This is a genomic window from Bdellovibrio bacteriovorus HD100 (assembly GCF_000196175.1).
Taxonomy (GTDB): domain Bacteria; phylum Bdellovibrionota; class Bdellovibrionia; order Bdellovibrionales; family Bdellovibrionaceae; genus Bdellovibrio; species Bdellovibrio bacteriovorus.
In genome coordinates, this window is sequence record NC_005363.1 from 3,020,102 (window position 1) to 3,046,794 (window position 26,693).

Annotated in this window: 20 protein-coding genes; 7 read left to right on the top strand and 13 right to left on the bottom strand. The window is 51.1% G+C overall.

Annotated features, from left to right (window positions below):
* Positions 1–456 precede the first annotated feature (456 nt).
* Genes cysE through BD_RS14315 form a run of 10 tightly spaced genes read right to left on the bottom strand, consistent with a single transcriptional unit; the run spans position 457 to position 12,289 of the window.
* Positions 457–963 (bottom strand): serine O-acetyltransferase, encoded by a 507-nt coding sequence (cysE, locus tag BD_RS14270; protein ID WP_011165480.1) that lies wholly within the window; start codon positions 961–963, stop codon positions 457–459.
* Between the two features lie 12 nt (positions 964–975).
* Positions 976–1,938, bottom strand: a complete 963-nt coding sequence (locus tag BD_RS14275) for a 3'-5' exoribonuclease YhaM family protein (protein ID WP_011165481.1) — start codon at positions 1,936–1,938, stop codon at positions 976–978.
* Entirely contained in the window at positions 1,938–2,591 is a 654-nt protein-coding gene (locus tag BD_RS14280; protein WP_038448308.1) for a hypothetical protein, read from the bottom strand. Before BD_RS14280 ends, BD_RS14275 begins: the two co-directional genes overlap by 1 nt.
* A complete protein-coding gene (locus BD_RS14285) occupies positions 2,591–4,363 on the bottom strand; it encodes a tetratricopeptide repeat protein (protein WP_011165483.1) in 1,773 nt (590 codons plus the stop codon). The genes BD_RS14280 and BD_RS14285 overlap by 1 nt, the downstream gene beginning before the upstream one ends.
* Before the next feature lie 3 nt (positions 4,364–4,366).
* Positions 4,367–5,743, bottom strand: coding sequence for an MlaD family protein (locus BD_RS14290; RefSeq protein WP_011165484.1), 1,377 nt, complete (start codon positions 5,741–5,743; stop codon positions 4,367–4,369).
* The gene (locus BD_RS14295; RefSeq protein ID WP_011165485.1) at positions 5,740–6,504 is read right to left on the bottom strand and encodes an ABC transporter ATP-binding protein; all 765 of its coding nucleotides are present in this window, start codon (positions 6,502–6,504) and stop codon (positions 5,740–5,742) included. Before BD_RS14295 ends, BD_RS14290 begins: the two co-directional genes overlap by 4 nt.
* The gene (locus BD_RS14300) at positions 6,504–7,331 is read right to left on the bottom strand and encodes an MlaE family ABC transporter permease (RefSeq protein ID WP_011165486.1); all 828 of its coding nucleotides are present in this window, start codon (positions 7,329–7,331) and stop codon (positions 6,504–6,506) included. Before BD_RS14300 ends, BD_RS14295 begins: the two co-directional genes overlap by 1 nt.
* The gene (alr, locus tag BD_RS14305) at positions 7,328–8,536 is read right to left on the bottom strand and encodes an alanine racemase (protein ID WP_011165487.1); all 1,209 of its coding nucleotides are present in this window, start codon (positions 8,534–8,536) and stop codon (positions 7,328–7,330) included. The genes BD_RS14300 and alr overlap by 4 nt, the downstream gene beginning before the upstream one ends.
* Positions 8,537–8,545: 9 nt before the next feature.
* Complete coding sequence (locus BD_RS14310) at positions 8,546–10,036, bottom strand: GGDEF domain-containing protein (RefSeq protein WP_011165488.1); 1,491 nt, start codon at positions 10,034–10,036, stop codon at positions 8,546–8,548.
* Positions 10,037–12,289, bottom strand: a complete 2,253-nt coding sequence (locus BD_RS14315) for a sensor histidine kinase (RefSeq protein WP_011165489.1) — start codon at positions 12,287–12,289, stop codon at positions 10,037–10,039.
* A gap of 139 nt (positions 12,290–12,428) precedes the next feature.
* Between BD_RS14315 and nadB the strand changes: the two genes are divergently transcribed.
* Genes nadB through BD_RS14330 form a run of 3 tightly spaced genes read left to right on the top strand, consistent with a single transcriptional unit; the run spans position 12,429 to position 15,529 of the window.
* A complete protein-coding gene (nadB, locus tag BD_RS14320) occupies positions 12,429–14,042 on the top strand; it encodes an L-aspartate oxidase (RefSeq protein ID WP_011165490.1) in 1,614 nt (537 codons plus the stop codon).
* Positions 14,043–14,081: 39 nt separating this feature from the next.
* Positions 14,082–14,933 carry an alpha/beta hydrolase gene (locus tag BD_RS14325; RefSeq protein WP_011165491.1) on the top strand — a complete coding sequence of 284 codons (852 nt, stop codon included), beginning with the start codon at positions 14,082–14,084 and terminating at the stop codon, positions 14,931–14,933.
* On the top strand, positions 14,933–15,529 hold the full coding sequence (locus tag BD_RS14330) for a hypothetical protein (RefSeq protein WP_011165492.1): 597 nt from the start codon (positions 14,933–14,935) through the stop codon (positions 15,527–15,529). Before BD_RS14325 ends, BD_RS14330 begins: the two co-directional genes overlap by 1 nt.
* Before the next feature lie 33 nt (positions 15,530–15,562).
* Here BD_RS14330 and BD_RS14335 read toward each other — a convergent pair whose 3' ends face one another.
* Together BD_RS14335 and rnhA are read right to left on the bottom strand one after the other, a co-directional pair.
* Positions 15,563–16,339 (bottom strand): SDR family NAD(P)-dependent oxidoreductase, encoded by a 777-nt coding sequence (locus BD_RS14335; RefSeq protein ID WP_011165493.1) that lies wholly within the window; start codon positions 16,337–16,339, stop codon positions 15,563–15,565.
* A 6-nt stretch (positions 16,340–16,345) separates the two neighbouring features.
* Positions 16,346–17,110 (bottom strand): ribonuclease HI, encoded by a 765-nt coding sequence (gene rnhA, locus BD_RS14340; protein WP_050792930.1) that lies wholly within the window; start codon positions 17,108–17,110, stop codon positions 16,346–16,348.
* A 221-nt stretch (positions 17,111–17,331) separates the two neighbouring features.
* On the opposite strand from rnhA, the gene BD_RS14345 reads away from it, so the two are divergent.
* The 3 genes from BD_RS14345 to BD_RS14355 all read left to right on the top strand — a co-directional run bounded on the left by BD_RS14345 (position 17,332) and on the right by BD_RS14355 (position 20,723).
* Positions 17,332–18,945 carry a hypothetical protein gene (locus BD_RS14345; RefSeq protein WP_157865721.1) on the top strand — a complete coding sequence of 538 codons (1,614 nt, stop codon included), beginning with the start codon at positions 17,332–17,334 and terminating at the stop codon, positions 18,943–18,945.
* 126 nt (positions 18,946–19,071) lie between these two features.
* Complete coding sequence (locus BD_RS14350; protein WP_011165496.1) at positions 19,072–19,923, top strand: hypothetical protein; 852 nt, start codon at positions 19,072–19,074, stop codon at positions 19,921–19,923.
* 8 nt (positions 19,924–19,931) lie between these two features.
* The gene (locus tag BD_RS14355; RefSeq protein ID WP_011165497.1) at positions 19,932–20,723 is read left to right on the top strand and encodes a hypothetical protein; all 792 of its coding nucleotides are present in this window, start codon (positions 19,932–19,934) and stop codon (positions 20,721–20,723) included.
* 1 nt (position 20,724) lies between these two features.
* Here the strand turns inward: BD_RS14355 and BD_RS14360 are convergent, their stop codons facing one another.
* On the bottom strand, positions 20,725–21,462 hold the full coding sequence (locus BD_RS14360) for a DUF5602 domain-containing protein (RefSeq protein ID WP_231839193.1): 738 nt from the start codon (positions 21,460–21,462) through the stop codon (positions 20,725–20,727).
* A 290-nt stretch (positions 21,463–21,752) separates the two neighbouring features.
* Between BD_RS14360 and BD_RS14365 the strand changes: the two genes are divergently transcribed.
* Complete coding sequence (locus BD_RS14365; protein ID WP_157865722.1) at positions 21,753–26,651, top strand: zinc-dependent metalloprotease; 4,899 nt, start codon at positions 21,753–21,755, stop codon at positions 26,649–26,651.
* Positions 26,652–26,693: the final 42 nt, after the last annotated feature.

Consider the following 26,693-nt stretch of genomic DNA (forward strand, 5'->3'; position numbering starts at 1 on the left):
TTCTTCTCTTACGTACCGGAGCAACTGTACCGTTGCTTTCCTGGTGCGGAGTCGAAGTTGGCACCGTCTGGATTTGTTCTGTCTGCTTCATAGCCGAACTCCTTTCGCCTAGATTAAGATCACCCTTAGTATCTCAGAAACGCATAGCGGCAAGCGAACCATTTAATATGAAGCTTGAGTCATGAAAACCGGATGAGAATAACTTGGAGCTCAAAACAGACCACGCGCCCCCCCCAGGAGGCCGACCAGAGTATGCTGTAAGCATTTGAAAAAAGACGGTTTTTTCTCCTTCGAGGTGGTGCCCCTAAAACGGCCCCACCCATGCCAGAACGAAGATCAGGACCAAGGGCCAGATCAGTGACACCCACGGACTAAGTACGTAAACCAAAGTAAAAATCACAAATAAAAGGTCTCAGATTACCAAGAAAAGAGGGGGACACCCCCAGGGATCTCAAATCACTTCAGCGTCGCCACAGGCCCAACCACAGTGGCACCTGCAGGCACCTCGCGGATCACAACAGCGTTCGCGCCGACAAGAGCGCCGTCGCCGATGGTGATCGGCCCCAGGATCTTGGCGCCTGTTCCGATCAGCACTTTGTTGCCAACCGTTGGGTGACGTTTCACGGGATCAAATTTCAGTCCGCCCAAAGTCACTCCGTGGAAGATGATGCAGTCATCACCGATCACCGCGGTTTCACCAATCACCACACCAAAACCGTGATCGATCACCAGACGTTTTCCCAAAGTGGCGCCGGGATGAATCTCAATGCCGGTCAACCAACGGGAAATCTCGGCCACCAGACGGGCCAGGAAGAACAATTTCACACCATAAAGTTCATGAGCGATACGATGCAAAGCCACGGCCTTCGGGCCCGGATACAGCAAAGCGATCTCCCACAGGGATTTTGCCGCCGGGTCGTAGTTTTTATAAGTGCGCAGGAATTCCAAAATGCCGCTAATCATCGTGCTTCTTTTCTAGTATTTCTCATTCATATCATCGAGCAGGAAATAGCGATCAAACAGTTCGCTATAACGGGACCACTTTTCACCGGAACCGCGCTCGTTGTCCATCAGGGTCTTCACGGTAGCGACCTTGCTGTCGAAATCATCCACCATGGCCACCACCATCGCCTCCAGGAATTTCGGACGCTTGGGCGATCCGTATTCCAGTTTGCCATGATGACTTAAGATAATGTGCTTGCAGATGTCACGCAGTTCTTCAGAAAAACCCAGGATACGTGAGGACTTCTTGTCTATCAGCTCACACGCGATCTGCATGTGCCCGATCAGACGACCACGATCCGTGTAGGAAATTCCATTGTCATACGACAGCTCCCACACCTTGCCGATGTCATGGAAGATCGCACCGAACAAAAGTAAATCACGATTCAGGAACGGATAGTGCGTGCCCATGAAATCCATGATTTTACAGATGGAAAGAATATGCTCCAGCAATCCACCCATCCACGCGTGGTGAATGCTTTTAGCGGCCGGCGCACGAAGCACCATCGGGCGGATCTCGGGATCTTCCAAGGTGTCCGTCACCAACTGGCGCAGATAATCGTTTTTCATCGAGCGCACAAGTTGAGTCAGTTCGGCCATCATGTCTTCAGCATTGCGGGCGGTGGCCGGAATGAAATCCGCCATATCCACTGTCGAAGCCTCAACCCTTTCCAGGCGATGCACGATCAGCTGCTTGCGATGTTGAAAGATCTGAACCAGACCTTTCACTCTTAGAATGTCGCCGATTTCAAATTCACGGGCCAGTTCATCCACGCGGTCCCACAGGCGCGCGTCGATAGTGCCCGTAGCATCACCCAACTGCAGACCCATAAAAGGACGGCCGTTTTTACCGACGGAAACAGTCTTTTCCTTTACCAGGAAAAGAGAGTCGACATTGCTTTTATCCTGAAGACTCTGGACAGTTTGTTTTTCCATCAGCGCTCCTCGCAAAAGAATTGGGGCTGTTGAGAGTTGGTGAATCGAACCTGGGCCAGATGCACATCCGCCCCTTTTTCAGCCGCGAACAGGAAGCTTCCCCCCAGCACACTCAAGTATCTGTCTTGCGTGCTGTTGACCTTCAGTCCTTCGGCCTTCATTTTTTTGAAGAATTCATCGGTGATATCAAAGTACTGATTGCAGCCGGCCCCGAAGATCTCGCTGCCAAGACGGCGCTTGCGTGCCTTGCTTAAGAACAGCACCTTTTTGCCGGTGGCATCGGTGAACTCCGGGAACTCAAAACCGACATAAAACGTGCCCCGACGGTCGGTGATAAAGCGCGAAAGATCAATCGTGCCTCCACCCCGCGGAAGCTGGATCTTAATGGCTTCGCCTTCAACCACACCCGGATTTTTTTCAACCAGATAAACCGTCAATTCAGAAAAGATCAGGTTTTTTCCCAGAGAGGTCGCCCCTTCAACAGCAGGCTTGAACTCCAGAAGGTCCCAGGCTTTGGTGGGAATTTTGACTTCTTCAGGAACATCCTCGAACTTGATTTCCTGGTATTCAGACACGTGGTAACCGGGCTCCTTGGTACAGGCACCCAGCAAAAGAAACATCCAGATGCTTGCGGCCTGGACGGAACGTTTCATCACTCAGACTCCAGTTGATCCCTCAACTCCAGAAGTGGCAGATAGTTTGGCTCGGCCTGCAAACCAGCGCGCACATAATCGTAAGCCATAGGACGGTTGTTGCTCTTCACCATGACCCAAGCCAAACCGTACAATGTCGGAGCACTTCGTTTGTCAGAGCTATAGATGTGAGTATACGCGGTCTGGGCGCAATTCACATCCTGCGTGATAATGCAGATGTCACCCATCAATAGATTTTTCACAGAAATCTGGGACAGCTCCGGCATTTTCAGGATTCCCAAAGCTTCCGGCAGACGGCCCACTTTGGAAAGATAACTGGCCTGAGTCACCAGAACATACGGATCTTTCGGAGCTTCGGCCAAAGCCTCTTGCAGAACTTTGGAGGCATCTGAGTCACGATTGACTTCCATCAAACAGACCGAGCGCAGGGCTTTGAGTTCGGCGTGCGGGGATTGCTTTTTAAAGGCTTCCGCGCAGTACTTTTCCAGATAATCCCACTGCGTGAAACGCCATTCCACCTGCAACGGATGGATGTAGTTGCGGGCCTGACCCGGCATCTCTGCCAGGAACTGCACAACGGCACGGTTCACACCGTCCACATCACCCATCAGACTTTGTGCATACACCAGGAACAACAAAAGCTCCTGACGAAGATATCCGGTCTTTTGGATATTGGCCTTGATATCACCCACCAGTTGATTCAGGAAGTTGGGATCATTGACGGTTTTAGCGTACTCCACCGACGCCATGGCTTTACCAAACAGCGCCAGTACTGAACCCGGATTTTTGCGATAGATGGCATCGAAGTCACGCATCGCTTCGCCATAGTTACCTTTTTTAAGCTGGATGATCGCCAGATTCAAAAGAGCAGATATATTAAACGGCTCATGCCCGATGGCTTTTTGCAAAGTGTCTTCAGCCTGCTTCAGATCCCCGTCCATCATATAGGACACGGCGATCCCCAGATAGGCATCGACGATTTCGCTGCGGCTGCGGTTTTCCTGAACCAGGGCTCTTTCCAGAATGCGACGGCCCATCAGACTTTGACGGTCCTCGGAAATCAGCACAGTGGCCATCTGCACCTGTGCTTCGGCATCAGGTTCTTTCAATTTGGAAGCACGCTGATAGGATTCCAGGGATCTTTCGTACAAGCCCAGGGACTTGTAACGCAAAGCCTGGCTCATCAGTTCTTCATAGCCCAGGGATTTGTTTTTATCTTTCTGGGAAAGCGTGACGAAGACCACACCAGCCACGGCCACCGCCGCCGCCAGGATTCCCCAGCGCATAAGATTGGATTTTTCGCGGATTTTACCCTGCAATCGGGTGTCGCCCGTGGCGCCATAACTTTTTGCGGCTGTCGCAGCCACCGCCGTGCGGTTGGCCGGAGTCTGCACCACCGGAGTCACATCTTTGATGTCGCGAATCGGTGGCGGAGTCAGATCCAGATGCGGCACCGGCGTCGGTGTCAGGTCATCGGTCACTGGCAAAACATCAGTCCTTGTCATCGTGTGATGAGCAATGGACTGGGTCATGGTCTGTTCAGAGTGGGAGTCCTGCTCTTCACGGATGTTTTTGACGATATCCATGAACAGCTTGTTTTCACGGATGTAGCTCCAGCGGCCTTCCGGCTGACGAACTTCATCGATGATGGAAACCTGTTTAGAACGCAATTGTTCGGTGACTTCTGCCAGAGTGAATGGGCCCAGAATCCTTGTGGAGGATTTAACCAACCAGTTCTTTTCTGTGCTGCTCATCACGTTGTCACCGCTCATAGGTTAAAAAGGTGCCTTGGTTAGAAGAAGTTTAAGATCGTCGTTCGTCAGGAACAAACCCGCACCCAGATAGCTGGAACGTGCACCCTGTTGATCGAAGGCATCGTTGATACCACCAGTAATAAAGATACCGCGATACAAGTTATACGTCAGACTGCTGCGCACGTTGGTTTCGCTGAACTGGAAGGCTTCAGCTGTGAACTTCAACTTACGACGGAAGAAGTAGTAATCGATACCGAAACCACCGTTGTTTTCGATCAGACCCCCTTTAAGAGTCAGATCCCAGAAGTTCTTTGCAAACAAAACAGTGAACTTGATCTTGTTGCTGTAAGTTTTCTTTTCAGTATAGGAACCTGGTCCCACATCACCCGCGCCCGGGCCAGTGACTTCGGTTTTGGTCGTTTCAACCACACCGGCAGGGTCATCCACCACACCGATATAATAGTAGCGGTCCAGACCCGGCTGGATCTGCACACCAATATAAGACTTGGTGGCGCCAACTTCGTTCAGGTATTCCCCGCGGAACTCAAACGCAGTTTGGATACGGTTCGCAGAATCAAGCATTCCACCCAGACCATCGATCGCTGAAGTCAGGTTTTCAGAAGTCTGTTCGTCGCTGATAAGTTTACCCAATGCGCCCTCACCCTTGTTGATACGGGTGGTGATGTCATCCAGGTTTTTGACCGTGTTGGAAAGCTTCTTCCAGGTCTCTTTCAGGCCGGAATCGCTTTTGTCGTTCATGACTTCCTGAAGATTCGCGGTGATGCCGTGAATGTCATCCACGATATCGCCGATCTTATCCTTGTTCTCGGTCGTCATCTGCGCCAGATCACCGGTCAGTGTCTCGATATTTTTAACGATACGACCCAGAACGTGGGCACGGGTGCCATCTTCAGAAGTCGCTTCTTTCAGATTCTTCGCCACTTCTTTCAGGGAGCTTGCCACATCAGAAACCTGAGCCATCAGGTTTTCCATGCCCGCCCCGTCTTTAATAGACAGGATCTGAGCATTATCTTCCAACGGAGGATCGGTCGGTGAACCCGGGTAAACTTCGATGTGCTTGTCACCCAAAATACCCTGGGCCTTGATTTCCACAGAAGCGGAAGTCGTCAGCGGCACTTCAGATTTAATAGTAATATCAATGCGGGCCATGCCGTCCTGCAGACGGATGTCCTTGATGACACCCACCGGGATACCGGCAGAACGAACGGCGGAGTTTTTAACCAGACCACCGGCGTTGGGAAGAAGGAACCAGGCTTTTTTGGAACGACCAAGATAAGATGGATCGTCGCTGACCTGCATAGACATGACCGCGATGAGTGAACCCACCACAATCACCATTAATCCGACTTTAAATTCTGCAGCGCGAAGCCAATTCATTGATGTTTCATTCCTTTATTCACAAACTTCTTCACCAGTTCGATGTCCGTGTTGAAGAAGTCCTCTGGAGTACCAAATAACAAAACCCGGCCACTATCCAACATCGCGATGTGGTCGGCAATCCTAAACGCAGCGGACAAATCATGTGATACCATGATAGAAGTCACACCCTGTTTTAACTTATGGGTACTCAGGATCAAATTATCCACCATTTCTGTCAGAATGGGATCTAAACCCGTGGTCGGTTCGTCATAGATCAGAATTTCTGGATCTAGGGCGAGAGCTCGCGCCAGGCCCGTTCTTTTCTGCATCCCCCCGCTGATCTGGCTGGGAAGCTTGTGGTAATGTTTGGACTCCAAACCTACCTGATGCAGCTTCTCTTCGGCTATACGAAGGACTTGGGCCGGCTTCAATTCACGTCGGTGTTCAAACAACGGGAAGCAGACATTTTCCAGAACCGTCATATCATCAAACAATGCAGCGGACTGAAACAGCACCCCGAAGTTGCAGCGGAATTTCGTCAATTGATCCGGGTTCAGAGTTGAAAGATCCGTGCCCAACACCTCAATGGTCCCGGAGGTGGGTTTGAACAAGCCCAACAAGTGCTTCAGCATCACGCTTTTTCCGGTTCCGGAAAAGCCGATGATCGCTGTCAGACTGCCTTTGGGAATCTCCAGGTTGATGCCTTTCAAAACGAACTCATGCCCGCCATCAAAGGACTTTTTCACATCACGCAGTGAAATTGCTGATTCATTCGCCATTATGTAATCCCCACAAGACTGTAGAACAGACGGATCATGTTGGTCGCAAAGTAATCCAGAATGATAATGCCCACCATACTTTGCACGACGCCTTGATTGGTGGCTTCACCCACCCCTTTGGCTCCGCCCGTGGTGTTGAATCCGCGGTAGGTGCACATCAGCGCAAAGTAAATACCGAAGACCATGCCTTTCAAAAGACCCTCGTTGATATGGCGGATTTCAATAAAGTCAGCGATCTTTTGCCAGAACACCGCCTCATCCAAACCGACCATTTTCACACACAGGAACCAGCTGCCCAGCATGGCCACAAAGTCAAAGACCGCCACCAGAAGTGGCATACAGATAAAGGCCGCCACCAAACGCGGCGACACCAGATATTGTTTGGTGTTCACACCCATCACATCCAGGGCATCGATCTGCTCGTTCACACGCATGGTGCCCAGACGGGCTGCCATCGCACCACCTGCTCGGGCCGCCACAATCAGACCCGTCAATACCGGACCCAATTCGCGAGTGATACCCAACGCCACCGTCGGACCCACCATATTCACGGCATTGAACAGCTTAAAACCCAGATACAATTGCAAAGACAACGCCAGCCCCGTGAAACCACCCGTCAGACAAATGATGCCGATGGACTGGTTTCCGATAAACTCCATGTGTCGGATGATTTCAGCAAATCGCGACGGTTTGGCAAAAATCAACCGCACACTTTCGTTGAAGAAAAGGATGATCTTTCCCGTCGAGGATACCACTTCAGAAAGGGTCCCCATAAAGTACCGCCCGACTCCGGCAATCAATTTATACAGTTTTTGCGACAGGGTCATCGTTGGCCTCTGCTTTCCTCAAACACAAATCCGACATCCAGGCCGGAGTAAATACGTGGCACGCGCTCGCCCACACTTGTCAGCATTTCCCAGGTGATGCTTTTGGCCTGAACCGCCAGCTCTTCCGGGGACAGGAAACTGCCATCGGAAGCAAATCCGAACAAGGTCACTTCCTGATCCTTAAAGTCTTTCAGATCTTTTCCGCGCACCACTTCCGTCACATCCAGCATCAGATAATCCATACAGATGCTTCCGACAAGGGGAACCCTTTTGCCTGCAAAAACCACAGAAGACTGGTTGGATAAAATACGATGGTAACCATCGGCATATCCAATGGGGACCACAGCAATGACAGAATCCTGCTTGGCCGTCCAGGTGCCGCCGTAAGAAACAGTTTCACCGATATGAAGCTGTCTGTAGGTGGCCACATGAGATTTCAAACTCATCACCGGTTTTAGGCCCCCGAAGCTGTTCTGACCCAATGGATTGTAACCATAGATCATCAGCCCCGGGCGCAGACCCCAGTTTTGCATGAACAGCGGATGATCCGCCGGCGTGTTCCCGGCGTCTTTCATCTGCAGGGCACTCATGATCCCGGCCGAGTTCAAAGCATGGCAGAAAATATTAAAAGGCTTAAACACCGTGCTGACCCGATTCAGATCACGCAACTGGCGGGCACTGATGCCTTGAGAATCCGTGGCATCTTCGCCGTTAAACAGATGAGTCACCAGGGCTTTCAATCGGATCTTCTTGTTCTGCCACAGGCGATCGAATAGCTTTTGTGCTTCTTCGGGACGGAATCCCAGACGATTCATGCCGGTGTCAAATTTCAGGTGAATCCCCACGGGGTCCGAGGCCACGGCCTCCAGATGATCAATCTGCTCCCAGGAACTCACCACCGGTGTCATGTTGTATTCGATGATTTTTTCTGCCCCTTCGCGATCAAAACCGCGGAAGACCAGAATTTCAGCATTCACACCGGAACGACGAAGCAGCAGACCTTCTTCAATCAGACACACACCCAAGTGCTTGATGCCCAGACTTTCAAGGAAACGCGCCAATTGCACGTCCCCGTGGCCATAGGCATTGGCCTTGACCATGGGACACAGAAAAGGGGCTTGCGGAAAGGCCTTCTGCAGCACTTGGATATTGTGCTTCAGATGATCCAGATTAATTTCCGCAAACGTGCGACGGTACATTTCCATTCTTAGTCTCTATTCCGCTGTCACTTCAAATTCAGGCTTGTGGGTTTCCGGAGCCTTGAACAAACAAATTTTATTTCCGCCCTTGTCGTTGATGTGAAGCAAAGCCTTCGTCGCGGATTCATCCAAGGATTTGGCGGAATCACACAGGGAAGGATACTCACTGACACCTAGGCTGATGGACACCTTCATGCCGTTATCCATGAACGATGTGCCTTCAATGATCCGGCGCAGACGTTCTGCGCGCAAAGCCGCACCCTTTTTCGGGCAGTGCGGAAGAATCATCGCAAACTCATTCACCCCCGTACGGCAGGTGACGTCATTGGTTCGGCTGGTCTTAGTGATGATGGTTGCCACAGCTTTTAGCAACTCATCTCTCACCGCTTCACCCAAAGATGATTCAATCTCATAAAAATCATCCATCGAGATTTTAACAACGGACAAAGGCTGCTTCAGGCGGCGGGCGCGTGACACCTCATCGCCCAGAACTTTCTGGTAATAATTGCGGTTATAAACCTCAGTGACGAAGTCCTGCACTTCCAGGGAATCGACTTTCTTTTCCAGAGAAAAGTGCGAATAACAAAGCGATAAAAGCGTGAACTCTTCGTTCATGCGCGCAACTTCTTCAGCCGGCAGCTGGCCGGAATAAACAAACACACCTTCCAAAGCGTTGTGCGCATACAGCGGCAAAGCTTTCGGCGGGCTGAAGTGGAATGCTTCCACCAGCATTTCAGTAAAGCGCGGAGGCAACAGGCCAATGGCCATTTGCGAGCTCAGCTCTTTCATGTCGTTGGATTCCAACTGCACACCGACACCCTGAATATCAGAGCCCGGAATGCCACTGGCGTGAGTCGCCACAAAGGAACGAACCGATGGCAGGAACTTGAAGAAGACACACAAACTGCCCGGCAGCTGATTCAGATATTTCTGGATCAGATCCTCTTTGCTTTGTGCGGAACGATATTCGCCGATACGGGTTGAAATGGAAACCGGCGGGGCTTTTTCAGCCTCGGCCTGTTTCATGCTTTTCACCGCCGCGGCGTGGACTTCTTCCATGCGCGATTCAGCTGATTTCAAATCATCAAACAGCTGTTCGTTCTGATAGGTCAGATATAGTTTTTCACAAGCACGGTCCACCGCCCACACCACACGGGATTCCAGGGCTGCGGCATCGTCCGAAATCACATCCACGAAACCGTGGCTGTTGTACTGAGCCAGAATGTCGAACTGGGAAATCGAGCTGACCGCAATAAAGCGGATCTCGTCGTTGATACCCTGAACGATGCTGACAAAATCACTCAGCGAACCCGCCAGGGCCGCTGTGGAAAACACCAGAATATGCGGGGCGCTCTCTTTCAGTCTTTGTTCCAGCGTCTCGGGATCCTGGAAGAAATAGGCATCATAGCCGGCTTGTGAAAGATACACTTTCGCCGACGCCCCCAGATCCACATCCGTGGTGAAAACAAAAACTGTAAACTGAGAACTGTAATCGCGAATGTTCAATTAAATCCTCTTTCCAGGGCGGCGAATTTCAACATGATATCCGTCGAGCTTGGATTCTTTTTTGGCAGCAGCCATTTTCGGCGGAACGATAAAATTCACCGGAGTCAGTTCATCATCCATATCAGCAAGGCTGGCACCGGCAGCAGGCTCGACCGGAATCGCGGTGCTGGTCACCGGTTCTGTCGCCGCAGCCACAACAGTTTCAGCGGAAGCTTCGGCTGCATCGGCCGCCACTAGAATTTCCTCTTCCACTTCAACTTCCTCCTCAGCCTCTTCACCCAGGAAACCGTCGATGAAGGTCAGTTCATCGCTGGCAGGCTGGGATTTCTTTTTCACCGTTTTCTTCACGATCTTTTTAACCATCACTTGTTCTGCCGCAGCGACCGGTTCCGCTTTGGCGGGCACGACTTCAGGCAGCTCTTCCAGCAGGTTGTCGATGTTCACATCCAGTGGGGACGCCGCAGGCTCCGGCTGCACCGTGGTTGCCGCGACGAAATTCGCTTCGGCTTCGGCGCGCTCCGGGGATTCTTCTTTCAGGCGAGGCAGTTCTTTCATCACAATCACTTCTTCCTCCTCCTGCTTTGGTGCCACCGGGGCCTTCATCACGGCAAGGCCCATGGTTTTCTTGAACAGGATCATCACTTTCGTGCCCTGCCCGCGCTGGGACTCGACTTTCACGTCGGCGTTGTGCTCTTTCAGAATTCCGAAGGCCACCGACAAACCCAGACCCATGTGATTCTGGAACGAGCGGGTTGTGAAGAACGGATCAAAGATCTTTTCGATATTCGCAGGTTCGATGCCCTCACCACAGTCCTCGATGTCCAGATGAGTTCCGCTTTCGGATTCGTACAGGGAAACCTTGATTTCCTTTTTCGCCATACGCTCCATGGCTTCCACCGAGTTGGTCATGATGTTCACCATCGCACGGGTCACCCCATCCACATCCAGATCTTTTGCGTGGGTGTCCTGAATGTCTTTGGTGATCTTCACACCTTTTTGTGCAAACAGCGTATCCAGCTGTTTCAGTGCACGCACCAGCGGGCCTTCAACACGCATGGCGTTTTTTTCTTTCACTTCTTCGCCAGCGTAGCCCAGAAGCTTGTCCAGCACGGAACGGGCCGCGCGGGTTTCGCGCAGAATGGAGTCCGTGCTTTGCACAACTTCACTTTCCGGAGATTTTGAAAGAATGACTTGAGAATAACCCAGGATGGAAGCCAGAGGTCCGCGCATCTCATGCGCCAGCGCTGAAGCCACACGCATCGAAGCATCCAGACGCTCTTTGTGAGCGACCTCCGGATCCTGTGCGATGACTTTTTCAACCACCGGAGCCGGAGCCGGTTTTGCCTTCGCTTCTGCCAGCTGGGTTTCCAAGGTTTCAATTTCTTTTTCTGCAGGTGAAATCACCCACAGGGCGGCGGCCGCCCCCACCAGCACCAGGCCCGCGCCCAGAAGCAGGAACTGCCACCACAATCCGGTGCGCCCCTTCATCGCCTCTTTCAGCGGAGCGGAACTGAGCACATACAGATTGCTTTGCGGGATCATTTCAAACATGCCGTAAAGATCCTGACCGGAAGCAAGTTTGAAAACAGAACTGCCGTGGGAAGAACCGCTTTTTTGCGCTTCACGGAAGACAGGATCATCACGCATCACAGTGCCCAGGTATTCAGGCACCGAGTGGCCCACCGTCAGGCCCGTGGCCGTCACAATTGAAAATGCACTCAACGAACCTTTTTGCGCGTCGATCAGGGACTGGAAGGTTTCCCCTGAGCCGATCAAAGCATAAGCGCGTGTGCCTTCCAAAAACACCAGCGCCACATAACGACCGCGCTGAGAATCCTGGAATGGCTTCACATAAAATCTCATGTCGTTGCCGCGCGCACCGATGTTGCCAATGGCCGCTTTCACGAACTCTTTGTTCCAGTTGGCGGCTTTGGAATTTTCACGAACGGACAAAGCTTGCGGATCCAGCTCGGACCCACGCACAGAGAACGCCGCCACCGCATAGTACGGCGACAAAGAGTTCCAGTTCATTTTTCCTTTTTGGAAGCTTTCAGAATTCAAACCAGAAACAAGGCGCTGCAGGGATTTCAATTCCACCGTCAATGAATGGTTGATGGCCCCCAGCTGGGTGCGGGTCTGCGCTTCAACCCAACTCATTCGATCTCCATAGACAAAACTGTCCGTCCGCCACAAGACAGCGCTGATGAAAACAGCCGCCACCGCAATCAGAACGACGATGAGTTTAACTTTCATTGAGGCAGTTCCTTCCTGTAACTTCTCCGCGCTCTTCCAAGAGCGAGATACCTTTGATTTTATTGTAGTTTTAGAAACTGGTAAGAATCAAGCAAGAGTCCTTTGCAAATGCCACTAAAAGGGGTAGAAGATCCCCACTATGAGTACTCACCGCTGCGACATTTTGATTATCGGCTCTGGCACTGCTGGCTTGGCTTTGGCTCTGAAGCTTTCGGAAAATGGAAAAGTGATCGTGCTGGCCAAAGAAAGCGCCGGCGGGACGAACTCGGCCATGGCTCAAGGTGGAATTTCCGCGGTGATGTCGGAAGAGGACAGCTTCGAGGCTCATCTGCAGGACACTTTGACCGCCGGAGCCGGCCTCTGCAAAGAAACTGTCGTTCGCAATTACGTAGAGCAAGCCCCTGATCGCATTAAAGATTTAACAAACTGGGGCGTTCATTTCGACGTCCGCAGACGTGGCTCTGAAGAAACCAACGAAGTGGATTTGACGCGCGAGGGCGGACACAGCAAAAGACGCATTCTTCACTTCGAGGACCAAACCGGTTTAGAGATCCATCGCACTTTATTGGCGCGAGTTCGCGAAAATCCGAACATCACCCTGATGGAAAAGTATTACGCCATCGACCTGATCGTGAACAAAGAAGTCGACCCTGCGGACATGGATCCGGTGACCTGCATAGGCTGTTACGCCCTTAGCAAGGACACCGGAGAGGTGCATACTTTTATAGCAAAAAACACCGCCCTAGCCACAGGGGGTGCGGGTAAGGTTTATCTTTACACTTCCAACTGGGGTGGCGCGACCGGTGACGGCATCGCGATGGCCTACCGAGTGGGCGCCCGCATCGCCAATCTGGAATTCATGCAGTTCCACCCGACGTGCCTGTTCCACCGCGAATCCCGCAACTTCCTGATTTCTGAAGCTCTGCGTGGCGAAGGTGGCGAGTTGATCGACAGCAAGGGCAACGCCTTCATGCGCAAGTATCACGAGCTGGGCTCGCTGGCTCCGCGTGATGTGGTGGCTCGTTCGATTGACAACGAAATGAAGAAAACCGGGGCCGAGTGCGTGTATCTGGACATGACCAAACTGGATCGTGAATTCCTTAAGCAGCGCTTCCCGACTATTTTCAACAAGTGTTTGGAATTTGGCATCGACATGAGCACACAGCCGATCCCGGTGGTGCCGGCCGCGCACTACCTGTGCGGCGGAGTTTTGACAGATGTTTCAGGGCGCACGGACATCACCGGTCTGTGGGCCATTGGCGAAACCGCCTGCACCGGTCTGCACGGCGCCAACCGTCTGGCCAGCAACTCTTTGCTGGAATGCCTGACCACGGCTCACAACTGCGCTGAGGAAATCAAAAAGCACTGGGACAGTTACAAGCTGACCGACAAAGAACCCAAAGCCTGGACTCATCCTCAGGAATCCAATGATGACGAGATGATCGTGATCAACCACATGTGGGACGAAATCCGCCGTCTGATGTGGAACTATATGGGGATTGTCCGCTCTAACAAACGTCTGGAACGCGCGCAGCACCGTCTGAAAAACATTCTTTCAGAGACCAAAGAATATTATTCGAACATGAAGATCCACCCGGACATTCTGGAGCTTCGTAACATCGCGATCGTAGCGGATCTGTCAGTGGAATGCGCTTTGCGCAGACATGAGTCCAGAGGCATCCATTACAATCTCGACTATCCGGAAAAGAGCAAGACCGCCCAGGATACAATCGTGGTTCGAGGCCTGAATTGACTTGCCCGTCCGGGGCGAGTCACGGCAAGCTAAGACAGTATGTACAAACGATCTGAAGGCTTCTTTAAGGGCTACCAAGACATCAATCTTTTCTTCCAGATTTGGGACAATCCCGAAGCCCGCGGCACCGTGATCATCACGCACGGCCATGGCGAACATTCGGAATCCTATCACCGACTGATCAAAGCTTTTGAAAACGACAAATGGAGTTTTTACGGCTGGGATCTGCGTGGTCACGGTCGTTCGGACGGACGCCGCGGTTACGTTGCGGAATTTGACGATTACTGCAAGGACTACAAAATCTTCCTCGACATGGTTATGAAAGAGGAAAAGGTCAAAAAAGGTCCGGTGATTTTGTACTGTCATTCCATGGGTGGCTTGATTCAGCTGAAAACCCTGCTGCAAAATTCCGATATCGACTGCACCGCGATGGTGATCAGCGCTCCGCTGCTGGGCCTGACAGTTCCGGTTCCGGCGTTCAAAGCCAAAGGTGCTGGCATTCTGAACAAACTTCTGCCGCAGATCACGATGGGGAATGAACTTTCCAACGACATGCTGACACGCGATCCGGATGTGATTCGTGAATACGAACAGGATGCTCTTCGCCACACGCGTGTGTCTCCGGGTGCATTCCTTGGGTTCCTGGATTCTTTTGAATTCGTCAACCCTCGTGCCAATCAGCTAAAGAAACCGGCCCTGGTGATTGTGTCTGACGCCGATCCGGTGATCAGCACGTCCGCTGCGAAAGCGTTGTACGAACATCTTGGGACCACTCAAAAAGAGCTTTACGTCTATCCGGGCGGCAAGCATGAATTGATCAACGATACGATCCGCCAGACCGTGTATGCGGATATCAAAAAGTTCCTCGACGGTTTTTTGGAGTCTAAGTAATGAGATATATTCTGGCCTTGGCCACTGTCACAATCCTGTCCGCCTGCGCTTCCACTTATGAAGTGACCCCGTCCGGTCGCACCCTGCGCACGTCTGACGAATACATGCAAGTTCTGGAAGACAACTCGGACAAACTTCGCACCTACAACGGCTTTTACAATGTGCTGGATGTCGAAGGCATTCAGCTGAATTCCAAAGTCGCGGCAGCCCAGCTGGATCAGAGCATGCGCCTGTATCAGTGGACGGAAGAAAAATACGCAGAAGAAAAAGCGAAGTTTGAACAGCGTCTTTCCAAGCAGTCTGAATTCTTTGTGACCTTCTTTACACCAGAAAGAAAGAACGACGATCTGTACAAAGCTGACACTGTGTGGAGAATCTTCCTGGATGTGGACGGCCGCCGCTTCGAAGGCAAAGCCACAAGAATCAAACTGCCGCTGGCTGAAATCCAGGGTCTGTACCCGATTCACAACCGCTTCTCGACCCCTTACACCTTCACGTTCCCGGTCCCGATGATTTCCATCGAGGGCAAGGACCAGAAGCTGACCATCACCGGCCCGGTGGGCTCAGGAACTTTAAGCTACAAATCTTCAAAATAAAAAAAGCCCGCTGTGAAAGCGGGCTTTTTAGTTTTAAGAGCGCTTGAACCGGCGCATGACTTCCATTTCAAACAGGGGCTTCGCAAGTTTTGCGATCTTCAAGCCCACCCCCGTCAAGCCCGATGGTTCCACCACTTCCAGATCATGCAACACAGCTTCGCGGATGACTTCGGCATACTTGCCCGGAGTCATTGATTCCGACGGAATCACAAAGTTTTTGGAATACAGAGTTTCGATTTCATCAAACATGCGGGTTTTGATTCCCGGAGTGATCAGCAGCAATGTACTGACGCCGGTGTCTTTCAGCTCCAGTCGGATGCAGTTGGTGAAAGCCATCACTGCCGCCTTGGATGCCGCGTAGGTCGATGCGCACGGGAAATTCATGTACGCCGAAACGCTGGAGTTATTGATGATCTTTCCGCGCTTTCTTTTCAGCATGCCCGGCAGCACCCCTTGAGTCAGGTGCACCAGAGCGTTCACGTTCACCTGCAGCATTTTATAAACATCATCGATGGGTTGCTCTTCAATCAGACCCCCGGTCAATACACCGGCGTTGTTGAACAGAATATCCACGGGCACATCTTTGATCTGTTCCAGCAGGTGTTCAACACCTTCACGGGTCGACAGGTCTGCTTCCCAGATGTTCACGGACTTGGCGCCCAGGGATTCAAACTCTTTGATCACTTCGTCGTCTTTTTTTCTGAGCACCAAATGCAGGTTGGCTTTGTCTTCAGCACAGATTTTCGCAAAAGCACGGCCGATTCCACGACTGGCTCCGGTGATCAGGACATGACGGTTGGTGATTTCCATAAGTGCTTATCCTTCCTTGATAACTGTGCTGGGGCTTAAACCCCAGGACTTCAGAATCTCGATTTCTTCAGCGGCCGAGGTGGCTTTTTTGAATTTCGCCCCGGACTGACCGCTTACTCGCTTCTGACACGCAGGCCAGGTGCGGTGACGATAAACCAAGCCCCCCAGATTGCTCAGATAACTAAAGGCTTCTTTCTTCTTTTCACCAGGGCCCTTCATTTCTGGAAGGCTGGTGTCAGCAGGAACCTGTAAAAGATCATACGGATACTGATCCAGGCTGCCAGAGTACAAAGACACATAGTCGTTTTTGGAAAACGCCACGGCAATGCGGTCGCAACGCTCATTCCCCGGGATTCCCACGTGACCGCGGGAATAGTGCCATTCAATCTTGCCCTGAGTTCCGCGGGCGGCAACAACATGGGACAGATCTTCCCAGATATCCTGATTGGAAACTTCGCCGCCTTCGGCTGTTTTCCAGCCGCGACGACGCCACCCGTGGACCCACTGGGTGATCCCACGGATCAGATAGGTGGAGTCCGTATAAAAACGCACTGGCACCTTCATGTGGGCAACGGCTTTTAAAGCCTCAAGGGCGGCTGTCATCTCCATGCGGTTGTTGGTGGTGGATTTTTCACCATCCCCCAGCTCCTGCACCTGATTGTCAGGGTAAAGAATCACACTGCCCCAGCCCCCAGGGCCGGGATTGCCGGAGCAAGCTCCGTCGGAATAAATCATGATATGATCGCGAGTATTTGTAGACACGCCCAACATCCTTACGAGCCGGGGCTTTTCTGTCAATGCCCTGTGCGTAGTTGGCGTAGGAATTAAAGCCGCCTTGATTCATTCCGGCGCCCCCTACAGTCCCGTTCGCCCTAAGCGTTCGCACAGAAGTTCGAGACGCTTTGTCTTAGGACCCCTGTATTTTTTTGAGACAAGGTCTCCCCTGATATTCCACAATGAGTAGAATAATAGTCAGATATCCGGGGGGATGTGTGAAAAAGAATAGGTTGGCGGCTTTGGCCGGGGCGTCTATGTTGGTTCTTTCTTTTCAGAACTGTGCTCCGCAAAGTTTGCGTTTTGATATGGACTCTGAAACGGCCTATCGAATTGACGGTGAACTTCCCGAAAATGCCAAAGTGTCTGAGTTCCAAGCGGAAGAATCTGTGGAATACCCATCGACACAGTTGGTTCTGGTGGTCGATAACTCTCAAACAATGAAGCAATCACAGGAAGAACTGGTGGCTCGTATCGACAGTCTGCTGGCCTCTTTGGCCACGAAAAAGGTGACTGTGCAGCTTATGTCCACCTCCAGTTATCTTAACGCCTCTGGCTCTTTGATTTATGGAAGCCTGAAAACAGGCAGTGAAGTTTATGTGAACGACATTTCAGAGCTGGCTGCCAATGACACTCAAGCCATTACTAAAACGATTTATGGCGGAAGTCCACAGTCTATCGTGCTGGACCCCCGTGATTCGGCGTCTGTTCGTCAGTCTCGCGTGAATAGTATCAAACAATCCGTGCTGAATATGGGAACGGCGGGAAGTGATAATGAATCCGCTCTGTGTTCGATTGTTCAGTTCGCGGCAAACAAATATCAGAAACCCGCGACAAATGAGAAGGTGGTCTTCTTCGTGCTGACGGACGAAGACAATTATCAAGGTCGTCATTGTATGAATGATCTGGTTTATAACTATGACCGCACGATGTCTGTCGTTTATAAAAGAGTCAGCATTCCATTTACATTCACTGGGGTGGGCTATCGTGACGGAGTCAGCACAAACGTCGAAACGCGCACTTTCTATGGTTACAACTATCTGGCAAAAGGACAAAGTGAAGCAGGCTTGGCAGGACAGAACTGTCAAGGCGAGGACTTAAAGCGTGTTCAGGACAGTATGGCTGCGCTGGTTGGCAAGACGGCCTCTTATAACGGGGTGAATTTCCATTTTAACGAGGTTCAGCTGACAGAATGTAAATACACCGAAGTCGTTGCCACATACTATGTAGAGGAAAACGAAGGTTTAACGGATTATTGTTCTCAGGCCTATCGTGGACATGCGAATATCATGGCTTATCTTGCTTCCATTTACCCAGGGACTGCTGCGACTCAGGCCTGTAAAATGACGGGCCCAACAGGGGTGCGCCGTGGGATCGTACGCTCGGGGTATTTGCTGGAGGGCGGGACTGATATAGCCCAGAACTTCCTTCGCGATATTTCCAAGACGGCTCTGCAAGGAAACTACTTTATGGCGGTGGTGGGCAATACCCACGGTCAAAGCTGTGAGCTGAAAACGGGACAGTCTTATGCGGAAACCTTTGAACGCCTGCAAAGCTCCAGTCCTGGCGTTGTGCAGACCTATTCCCTGTGTCAGGACGATGACGGTTATAAAAAAGCCTTTGATAAAATCGCTTCGTCTGTTTCGTATATCAGCCAGGAGTTTCCTTTGGAGATTCCAGAGGGCATGAAGATCCGCGATGTGCTGTTAAAGAGAAAGAGCGGTGCAGAGCTTGAAAAGGTCAAGGCCGATCAGTACGACGTGGCTGGTGGTAAAATCAAATTCACCCTGAAACTTGCCAAGGGAGACAAGCTGACAGTCGTCGTCTTCTAAGACGCAGAGAGGTCCCCGGAATTGGCCCGGTGACCAAACCTTGGACAGTGACCTTGGGTCCTATTGCAGCTCAGGTCTGATTTTAATGGCACCCGATTCGCAGTTGAAATGGTTCTGAGGTGCCCTATGTCTTTTGCTATTCGTCCTATTCTTGGATTTCTGATCAGTGCTCTGATGGCAGCGCCTGCGTTTGCCAACAATGCTTCTGTGACATCAGCAACATCCGTGATACAAGCCCCGAAAAAGGACGGCCGCCGCTGGAGTGGCTTTATCAATTCCAGCTATTCCACCAATATGATCGACTATGAAGACGGCACCCGTGGGGAATCCATGGACTATATGGCCCGTTTCAACCTTAAGCTGAACAACACTTTCACTGCCCGTGTACAGGGTGGTTATGCGCAAGACTTGAAAGACTCCCAGAACGACTCTTTCAGCAACACCACTTTCAGTGTGAATCGCACCCCGTTTGCCTTGGGTAAGCGCCTGTCCATGAACTATCGCGCAGGGTTGGTCGCCCCGACTTCCAAAGACGCTCAAAAAAGACAAAACATGATCACGGCCCTGACAACGGGAACGACTTTCATTGTCAACCCGGACTATCTCATTTCGGGACTGGATATCACAGCGACTCTGGGTTTCAATCGCAACTTCCACCAGTATGAAACGGCTCTGGATGGATCTGTGAACACAGAATATTCATCGAACCAGGGTTTGTCCTTTGCTTACTCTTTTGCCAACGGCATTTCACTGTCTGCGGACTTCGTGCATATGAACACCTGGTCTTACCAGCGTGTGATGCGTGATTCTTTCGATTTCTCTCAGGAAATCGGCTATGAAATCAATCCAACCTTCTCGGTGGCCATGGGTCACACCAACAGCGGTTCGACGTTGAAACCGAATGGAACTGATTCCAACATCGAGATCCTGGACGAAGATTCTTCCATCGTTTACGGATCCGTGACTGTTGTTTTCTAAGGGTCATCATGAAACTGTGGCTGGTAGTTCTCATTCTGATTTTGAGTTTCCAGCCGCGGGCCCAAGCGCAAAGCCCGTCCCCCGGATTTGATATTGTTTTTGATATCGACTGGACCACCTTTTACAGCATTAAAAACCCTGACGAGCACAAAGGCGACCCTCAGCTGCGCACGGTTGAAGGCAACACCTATCGCCAAACTGATTTTTTACCTGAAATAATCGAAGCCCTGATGCATAGACATCCGGATGTGCGGATTTCGTTCTTCAGTGGCGGCACCAAATCCCGTAACGAAACCCTTTTGTCCCAGGTGTATTTGTCCGACGGCAGATCCCTTTTGCAGGTCGCCCACCGCGTTTTTTCCAAAGACCACCTGCAGGTGGTTTCTCAGGATGAGACACTGTCTTTTCCATCCCGCTTTAAAAAGAACCTCAGCCTTGTGATGCCTGAGGCCCTTCCGGCCCGCACCATTCTGATTGACGATCAAACTGACTTTGCCGTGAAACCCCATAAAGCCGTCAGCTCTTTGGGGCTCTTTGACTATTTCAAAAGCTTCGATCCGTCTCTTGCCGGGAAACCCTACGCTCCGGCCTCTTTCGAAGCCTGGAACATGGAAAGAAACAAAGCCTTGCTGTGGCTGGCCATGCTGGATACCGCGCTGGAAAACGCCCGCGTTCACGGGGACCTGGCGACGGAGGCACAGATCCAGTGGAATCAGCACCCGCAAAACCGATTCACTCTGGAAAAGGGCCGTACTCTGATCGCCCACCCCAAAGCCCCTGCCTGCGGGCGCGTGTTCTAGATCACTTTTCTTTTTTCACCAGATTTTTCAGCTTCACATAGTACAGATTCTTGAACGGATCATATCCCAGGGAATAAGCCGTGGGATAGTGCCCGCTGATCATCACCTTGTCCGGCACCGGAATCAAACTGGCAAACCACGTTGTCGCCTGGATGAACTCTTTGGTCATCATCGGCTCGATGAAGTTCATTTCTCCGTTGTAAAACCCATAGATCATCGTGCTAGTAAACGGCTGCCCGTTGTATTCAGGCGAACGCGGATCCACCCAGTGCCAGCCCATCTGCGGAACCCCTGCCGGAGTCGGAGTATAAAATGGCGGAATCAGCTCGGGTGCGGGTTGTTTCAAACACACGGCTTCATCTTCACCCTGACAGGTGATCTTTTGACGGTCCTCGGAGCTCATCATATAAAAGTGAAAATCAAAGTGCGGACGGCCATAGACTGATTCTGGTTCATGCCCGTGCGGCATCCAGTCGAGCATCACATGATTGTACGGAGGCAACGCCATCGTCGTCGGCAGAGCCACCACAAAGACCTCAGGGGCATGTTCGGAAAGACCGTCCATAGCCTCCTTCGGGAAGGCCACCCCAATAGAAAGAGGTTCTCCCAAATCAGTGGTTTCAATGAAGGTTCTCACCTCCCCATTCCCCATCGTCGTTGGAGGTCCCCAGACCACCACCACCGCATTCGCGCTGATTCCAAACAAAAAAACTGAAAGCCAAAGAGTGAGCAGCTTCATATTCTTCCTCCTTGAAGATATACCCATAGCCAATCCCCAGAACCATTCCGAGACAAGATCCTGTGTAGGGAATCAGGTGTTTGCGGCGTCTCAAAATGAGAAACGCCCGAATTGTCCCCTGATCAAACTCTGGACACCTTTCGGGGCTGAAATGCAAATAGTTCAAACTGAGGTGGTTTCACCGTGGCACCTTCAATGCATTTATATCCTCTTAGGAGAGAGTCATTTCCCGAAGACCCTTATATTCGATATGGGTCCCGAGAGGTGACATTTTAGGAATGGAGAGAGTTATGTCTAACAAGTCTCAATACGCAAAGGCCTTCACAGCCCTGCTGGCTCTGGCAATCTTTGCTACTGGTTGTACAAAGAAAAGGGACGCCGCTTTGCCGGAAGAAGCCCAGGAAAACATCTTTGCGATCAGTGACATCCCTGAGCTGCAAACTGAGAACTCTCAGTATGAAGTTCAGACTGATGACAGTCTCTCCACTCTAAGCCTGGGGGATTCCTCCAAAGCGACGGCGGAAAAAGGTGTGGTTGCGGTTCGCGACTCCCAGGTTCCAAAACGTCTTAAATATATGTTTAAAGGTCTGGAGATGTCAGGTCAGGCTGGCCAGAAGTACTCCATCACTTTCTCTGTTGATAAGCAGTTCGTGACAGCTTACAAAATCGTGACTGACACTGCTGAATTGTCCAACCTGGAAAAACACCTGGCTCAGGTGAAAGAGGAAGTTCAGCTTCAAAAGCAACTTCAGAAATCCAAAGACAACAGCAAAGCGAAGTCCATGGTGGCTTCCTTGAAAAAGATCCGTTCAGAAAAGCAGGCTCTTCTCTCCCAGAAGTCTGCTACTCTGCTGGTTCCTTTGTTCAAATTCAAAATCAATGGTTACGGTGTTTTGCAAAGAGTTAAAAATCAGTTGAATGAAGAGACCTCCACTCTTCGCATGAAAACAACTGATTGGGCTGATGCTACTCACATTCAGGTGTCCATCAACCCGGCGGACCGTATGCCAGTGGGTATCGACGCGGCTTCTCGCGGCGACCTGGACCGCACGTTCGTAATGAACAAAATCAACAACAAGTTGATGACTGCGGGCACATTGAACTCGGACTATCAGATTCCGGTGAACATGGAAAAAGACACCCGCATCCTGACTTTGCTGGATGTGGATGCTTTGCATGTGTTCGAAGTGGGTCAGGTTGGCAAAACTGTCCTGACTGATTCCCAGCTGGCTCAGTTGAAATCCGGCGCTAAGAACTCCAACGTTCGTCAATGTACTGAAGACATCGTCAAAGCTCTTCCTGCGGAAGCCCAACAGAACTGTATCCTGGTTCTGCGTTACGATGTTCCAGTAACATATGTACGTCCGGAACTGCCAGTTGTTGACTACGAAGGCAACCAGGACGCGACGATCTCTTTCAAAGAGGTTCGTGCTGGTGACTCTGTAGGTCTGGTTCAGATCGCACAAAACGTACAAGCTAAAAAAGTAGAGGCGAACACTCAGTTCGACCCGCGCACTACAATCAAAATTGCTGATGTAAAAGGCAAAGAGTTCTTCTATAAGCGCACGATCGAAGACGTGGCATTCTCTGCTGCTTCCCCAGGTCTGGCGGCTGGTATGGCCGGTTCTTTGACAATCGTTAAGTTCGACCTTGAAGAATCCCGCGTAGTGGTTCGTAAAGCGGACCTGATCGCTAACTACAAATCCGGCACGAACGCAGTTGATTACGAAGAACTGATGTCTTTGCCGGTGAAATACCTGAAACTGGAAGAGAAGGACGCTACCGGCGCGAAATACGCAATGGCCCGCCTGGTTGAAACTTCCCGTAAAGATGCTGACTACATGGAATTGGACTGGACGAAGAATTCTCTTCCACAGGACAAATCCCCATATGCTGCTATCTACGAAGGTTGCTTGACTGGCATCGCTGATGCTCAAGTGATGGACGTGAACATGAAACTGGATCAGGGTGTGTTGAGCTTCACTCAGCAGTACTCCACAGGTCTACGCTGGTCTTGCATCGGCGACTTCATGGCCTTTGATGATTACAACGGCACACCTGGTTACCAGGCAGCGGTTCGCGTGAAAGAGCGTGTCTCCTTCAAATTGAACGACGGTTCCACAGACAAAGCTTTTGTTGAATCCATCCCGTTCTCTGCTCAAAATGCAATGGGTTACGGTGTTTGGACTGTCGGTCAGGCGAATCCTGACAAAAACAACCTGCGCGGTCGCGAAGGCACTGAAAAATCTTTGCCAATGGTTCACGACTTCAGAAACGGCAAGAAACTGGTTTACACAGTAACGGGTCTTCCGACTGACAACCCGGAAATGCGCAAGCTTTACATCGAAGCGACTGAAGAGCTGGTGAAGGCATGGAACTTCGCTTACAAACAGGCCTTCAAAGGTTCTGCTTTGCAGCGTGATGGCGACTATATCGAAATGCAAATCGCTGGTGAAAACGGTGTAGAGGCTCACTTGGGTGACCTTGATAAGAACATCATCCACTTCGAGAACAAACCGGCTGACCACGGTATCCTGGGTGTATCTCAAGTTGGCTTCAACCCTCGCTCTGCGATCGTGGTTGCGGACTCTTTGATCCTTTATGCTGGTAACATGCTACAAAGCGTGGGTGCGGACTTCCGCAACATGAAGATCAAGGAAAACTGGGACAAAATGAAAGAAGACTTCCGCGAACAGGCTCGCGCTCAGCTGGCAAAACAGCAGGCTGAAGAAGCGGAAGCAGCGAAGAAAGCCCAGACTCAGCAAGGCACTGCTCAGGATAAAGCTGTAGCGGCGACTCAGTTCACCCGCAACATGGTGAACATGGTTAAAGGTGCTCAGACTGATGTTAAATCCAAAATGAAGGCTAAAAACATCGGCGCTTCCATGAACATCCTGAAAGCGGCGGTGGCTGAGCGTAAATCTTTGGGTGGCGACAGCAACTTCAAGTTCTCTTCTCCACAGACTCAGGACGCCTGGATGAACAAAGTTCACAAGGCGTTGTCTGAGAAACCTGGCATGACTCCTCGTGAAATCGAGACAGTGATGGCTCGTGAAATGCTGGCGTCGAAAGGTTCCAAGCTGTCTGCTAAAGAAAAAGCGACTTTGGCTAAAACTGTAAAAATGGGTGAAATCCACGCCAAAATGATGGCAACGATGCAAGATGCACCAGGTTGTATGAAAACATCCGCTGAACTGGCTGATTCCAGCTTCATCGCGATGCCATTCAACCAGGCGCTGAAAATCGAGATCATCAATACCCTGGGTCACGAGATGGGTCACTCCCAGGGCTTGACTCACAACTTCATCGCTTCCTTCGACAAGGCGAACTTCGCCAATGAAGACGGCACTGAAAGCAAACGTAACTACTCTTCCATCATGGACTACCTGACTCCAGGCAAGTTCAACTGGGATGGTCTGGGTACTTACGACATCCGCGCTCTGCGTGCTTCGCACCTGGGCTTGGTTGAAGCGACTCCGGAAATGATCGCGAAACTTGAAGGCAACGCTGCTTCCAAAAAGCTTTTGGTTAACGGCAAGTACCTTCACGTCAGCACGATCAAAGCCAACTTCGCTAAGAATGGCTGGGCTAACTTCAACAAGTACCAGGTTCAGGGCGTTCTGAAAGAGTACATGTACTGCACAGACAAAGACGTTGGTTACGAGCCTACGTGTGAGCGTCACGACTTCGGTACTTCCGCTCAGGAGATCGTTGAATCCAATATCAACGACTGGGAAAGCATGTACGTGAATTCGTTCCACTCCTGGGACCGTCTAGTGTTTGATGTTGGAACTTCCATCCGCGCAAGCTCCATGTCCTCTTACTACCAGTTCCGTATGCGTAAGTTCATGGACGAATTGTTCTACATGCTGGTTGTTGACAACAGAAACCCTGCGATCCAGGACTACGTACAGGCTTCTTTGAAGACGTACCTGTTCTACACGCAGCTGATCAACACTCCGGATGCGAACTCTTTGTTCCAGAGCGCGGACCGCTTCATCGCGGTTCCTTATGAGAAGAAAGAAGTGAACGAAAAAGGTGAAGAGACTGGCAAGACTTCCATGGATGTGGCGATCGTTGAAAAACGTGCGATCCAGGATATCTCCACCACGAAAGACCGTCTGGACACTGTGGGCCTTGAGTACGAAAAAATCACGGCCATGGAAATGCTGACTATGAAGGGCTACCCTTCATACAAGTACTACTACAACAGCATCCAGTTCTCGTTCCTGGATTTCGAAAAGTACATCCTGGGCATGAGCGCTGAAAACAGCCTGTTCGTGAACACGATCACTGGCATGATGCTGGATCAGTTGCAGCCGACGTTCTCTAACGAAGACGTGACTTTGCAGCCAATCCAGGGTGAAAAAGCGACGGTGACAGCCTCCATGAGATTCTATGCTGGTATCTACGGCATCCTGAATCTGGAAGCGTCCACTTTGCGTGACAAAGACAACTTTGCAACTCTGTTCAAAGTGGGTAGCAGCCTGGGTAAAGCACCTTCTGACAGAACTGCTTTGAGCCAGCTGGGTGTATCTGAGAAATCCAAAACACGTCTGAGCTTCTGGGCTTTGGACAACGCTTTGGCTTCCCAGACTTTGGTTGACGTGGCAGCTCAGAAAAACTTCTTCATCCAGAATGCCGAAGTACTGAACCCACTGATGCAGAACATGGCGATCCTTCAGCTTCAAAACCTTCTGTCCCAAGGGCAGATGGAAGCGAAACTGACTGAGGCGAAGACGGCTCTGACTGCGAAACTGAACGAGCTGAACAAGGATGGCAAAATCGTTTCTGCGGAAATGGTTAAAGCCAACCCGAACCTGAGCATTGAAAAACAGGTTGAGCTGATGGCTCAACTGAATGAACAGGTGATCTCTATCTCTGTAGCGGTTCTGACCAAACAACAGGGCGCTCAAGAGGCAGCAGGTGAACTGGCGGCTCAGACAGCTCAATTGGCAGAAGTTCTTCCTTTGCTGGCTCTGGACTTCAACGCTTTGAACGAAGCAATGAAAACTGCGGGCGAAGCTCTGAGCAAGCAGCAAGGTCTGGAAGTTCTGGCGCAACTGGGTGACATTTCTTCCCAGTTGGTTGATGGCGGCGGTCTGGAAGTTTCCTACGGCATCATCATGAAGAACCTTGAGTTCTTGAACAAGCTGACTCTGATGACCAACCCAGAGTACAACAGATAATCAAAAGGCTCTCCTGGCGCGGATTCCTCTCTCTCCGGAATC

Coding starts and splice junctions, on each gene's coding strand:
- cysE (WP_011165480.1), bottom strand. CDS start 963: ATGATTAGCGGCATTTTGGAATTCCTGCGCACTTATAAAAACTACGAC.
- BD_RS14275 (WP_011165481.1), bottom strand. CDS start 1,938: ATGGAAAAACAAACTGTCCAGAGTCTTCAGGATAAAAGCAATGTCGAC.
- BD_RS14280 (WP_038448308.1), bottom strand. CDS start 2,591: ATGAAACGTTCCGTCCAGGCCGCAAGCATCTGGATGTTTCTTTTGCTG.
- BD_RS14285 (WP_011165483.1), bottom strand. CDS start 4,363: ATGAGCGGTGACAACGTGATGAGCAGCACAGAAAAGAACTGGTTGGTT.
- BD_RS14290 (WP_011165484.1), bottom strand. CDS start 5,743: ATGAATTGGCTTCGCGCTGCAGAATTTAAAGTCGGATTAATGGTGATT.
- BD_RS14295 (WP_011165485.1), bottom strand. CDS start 6,504: ATGGCGAATGAATCAGCAATTTCACTGCGTGATGTGAAAAAGTCCTTT.
- BD_RS14300 (WP_011165486.1), bottom strand. CDS start 7,331: ATGACCCTGTCGCAAAAACTGTATAAATTGATTGCCGGAGTCGGGCGG.
- alr (WP_011165487.1), bottom strand. CDS start 8,536: ATGGAAATGTACCGTCGCACGTTTGCGGAAATTAATCTGGATCATCTG.
- BD_RS14315 (WP_011165489.1), bottom strand. CDS start 12,289: ATGAAAGTTAAACTCATCGTCGTTCTGATTGCGGTGGCGGCTGTTTTC.
- nadB (WP_011165490.1), top strand. CDS start 12,429: ATGAGTACTCACCGCTGCGACATTTTGATTATCGGCTCTGGCACTGCT.
- BD_RS14325 (WP_011165491.1), top strand. CDS start 14,082: ATGTACAAACGATCTGAAGGCTTCTTTAAGGGCTACCAAGACATCAAT.
- BD_RS14330 (WP_011165492.1), top strand. CDS start 14,933: ATGAGATATATTCTGGCCTTGGCCACTGTCACAATCCTGTCCGCCTGC.
- BD_RS14335 (WP_011165493.1), bottom strand. CDS start 16,339: ATGGAAATCACCAACCGTCATGTCCTGATCACCGGAGCCAGTCGTGGA.
- rnhA (WP_050792930.1), bottom strand. CDS start 17,110: ATGTTGGGCGTGTCTACAAATACTCGCGATCATATCATGATTTATTCC.
- BD_RS14350 (WP_011165496.1), top strand. CDS start 19,072: ATGTCTTTTGCTATTCGTCCTATTCTTGGATTTCTGATCAGTGCTCTG.
- BD_RS14355 (WP_011165497.1), top strand. CDS start 19,932: ATGAAACTGTGGCTGGTAGTTCTCATTCTGATTTTGAGTTTCCAGCCG.
- BD_RS14360 (WP_231839193.1), bottom strand. CDS start 21,462: ATGAAGCTGCTCACTCTTTGGCTTTCAGTTTTTTTGTTTGGAATCAGC.
- BD_RS14365 (WP_157865722.1), top strand. CDS start 21,753: ATGTCTAACAAGTCTCAATACGCAAAGGCCTTCACAGCCCTGCTGGCT.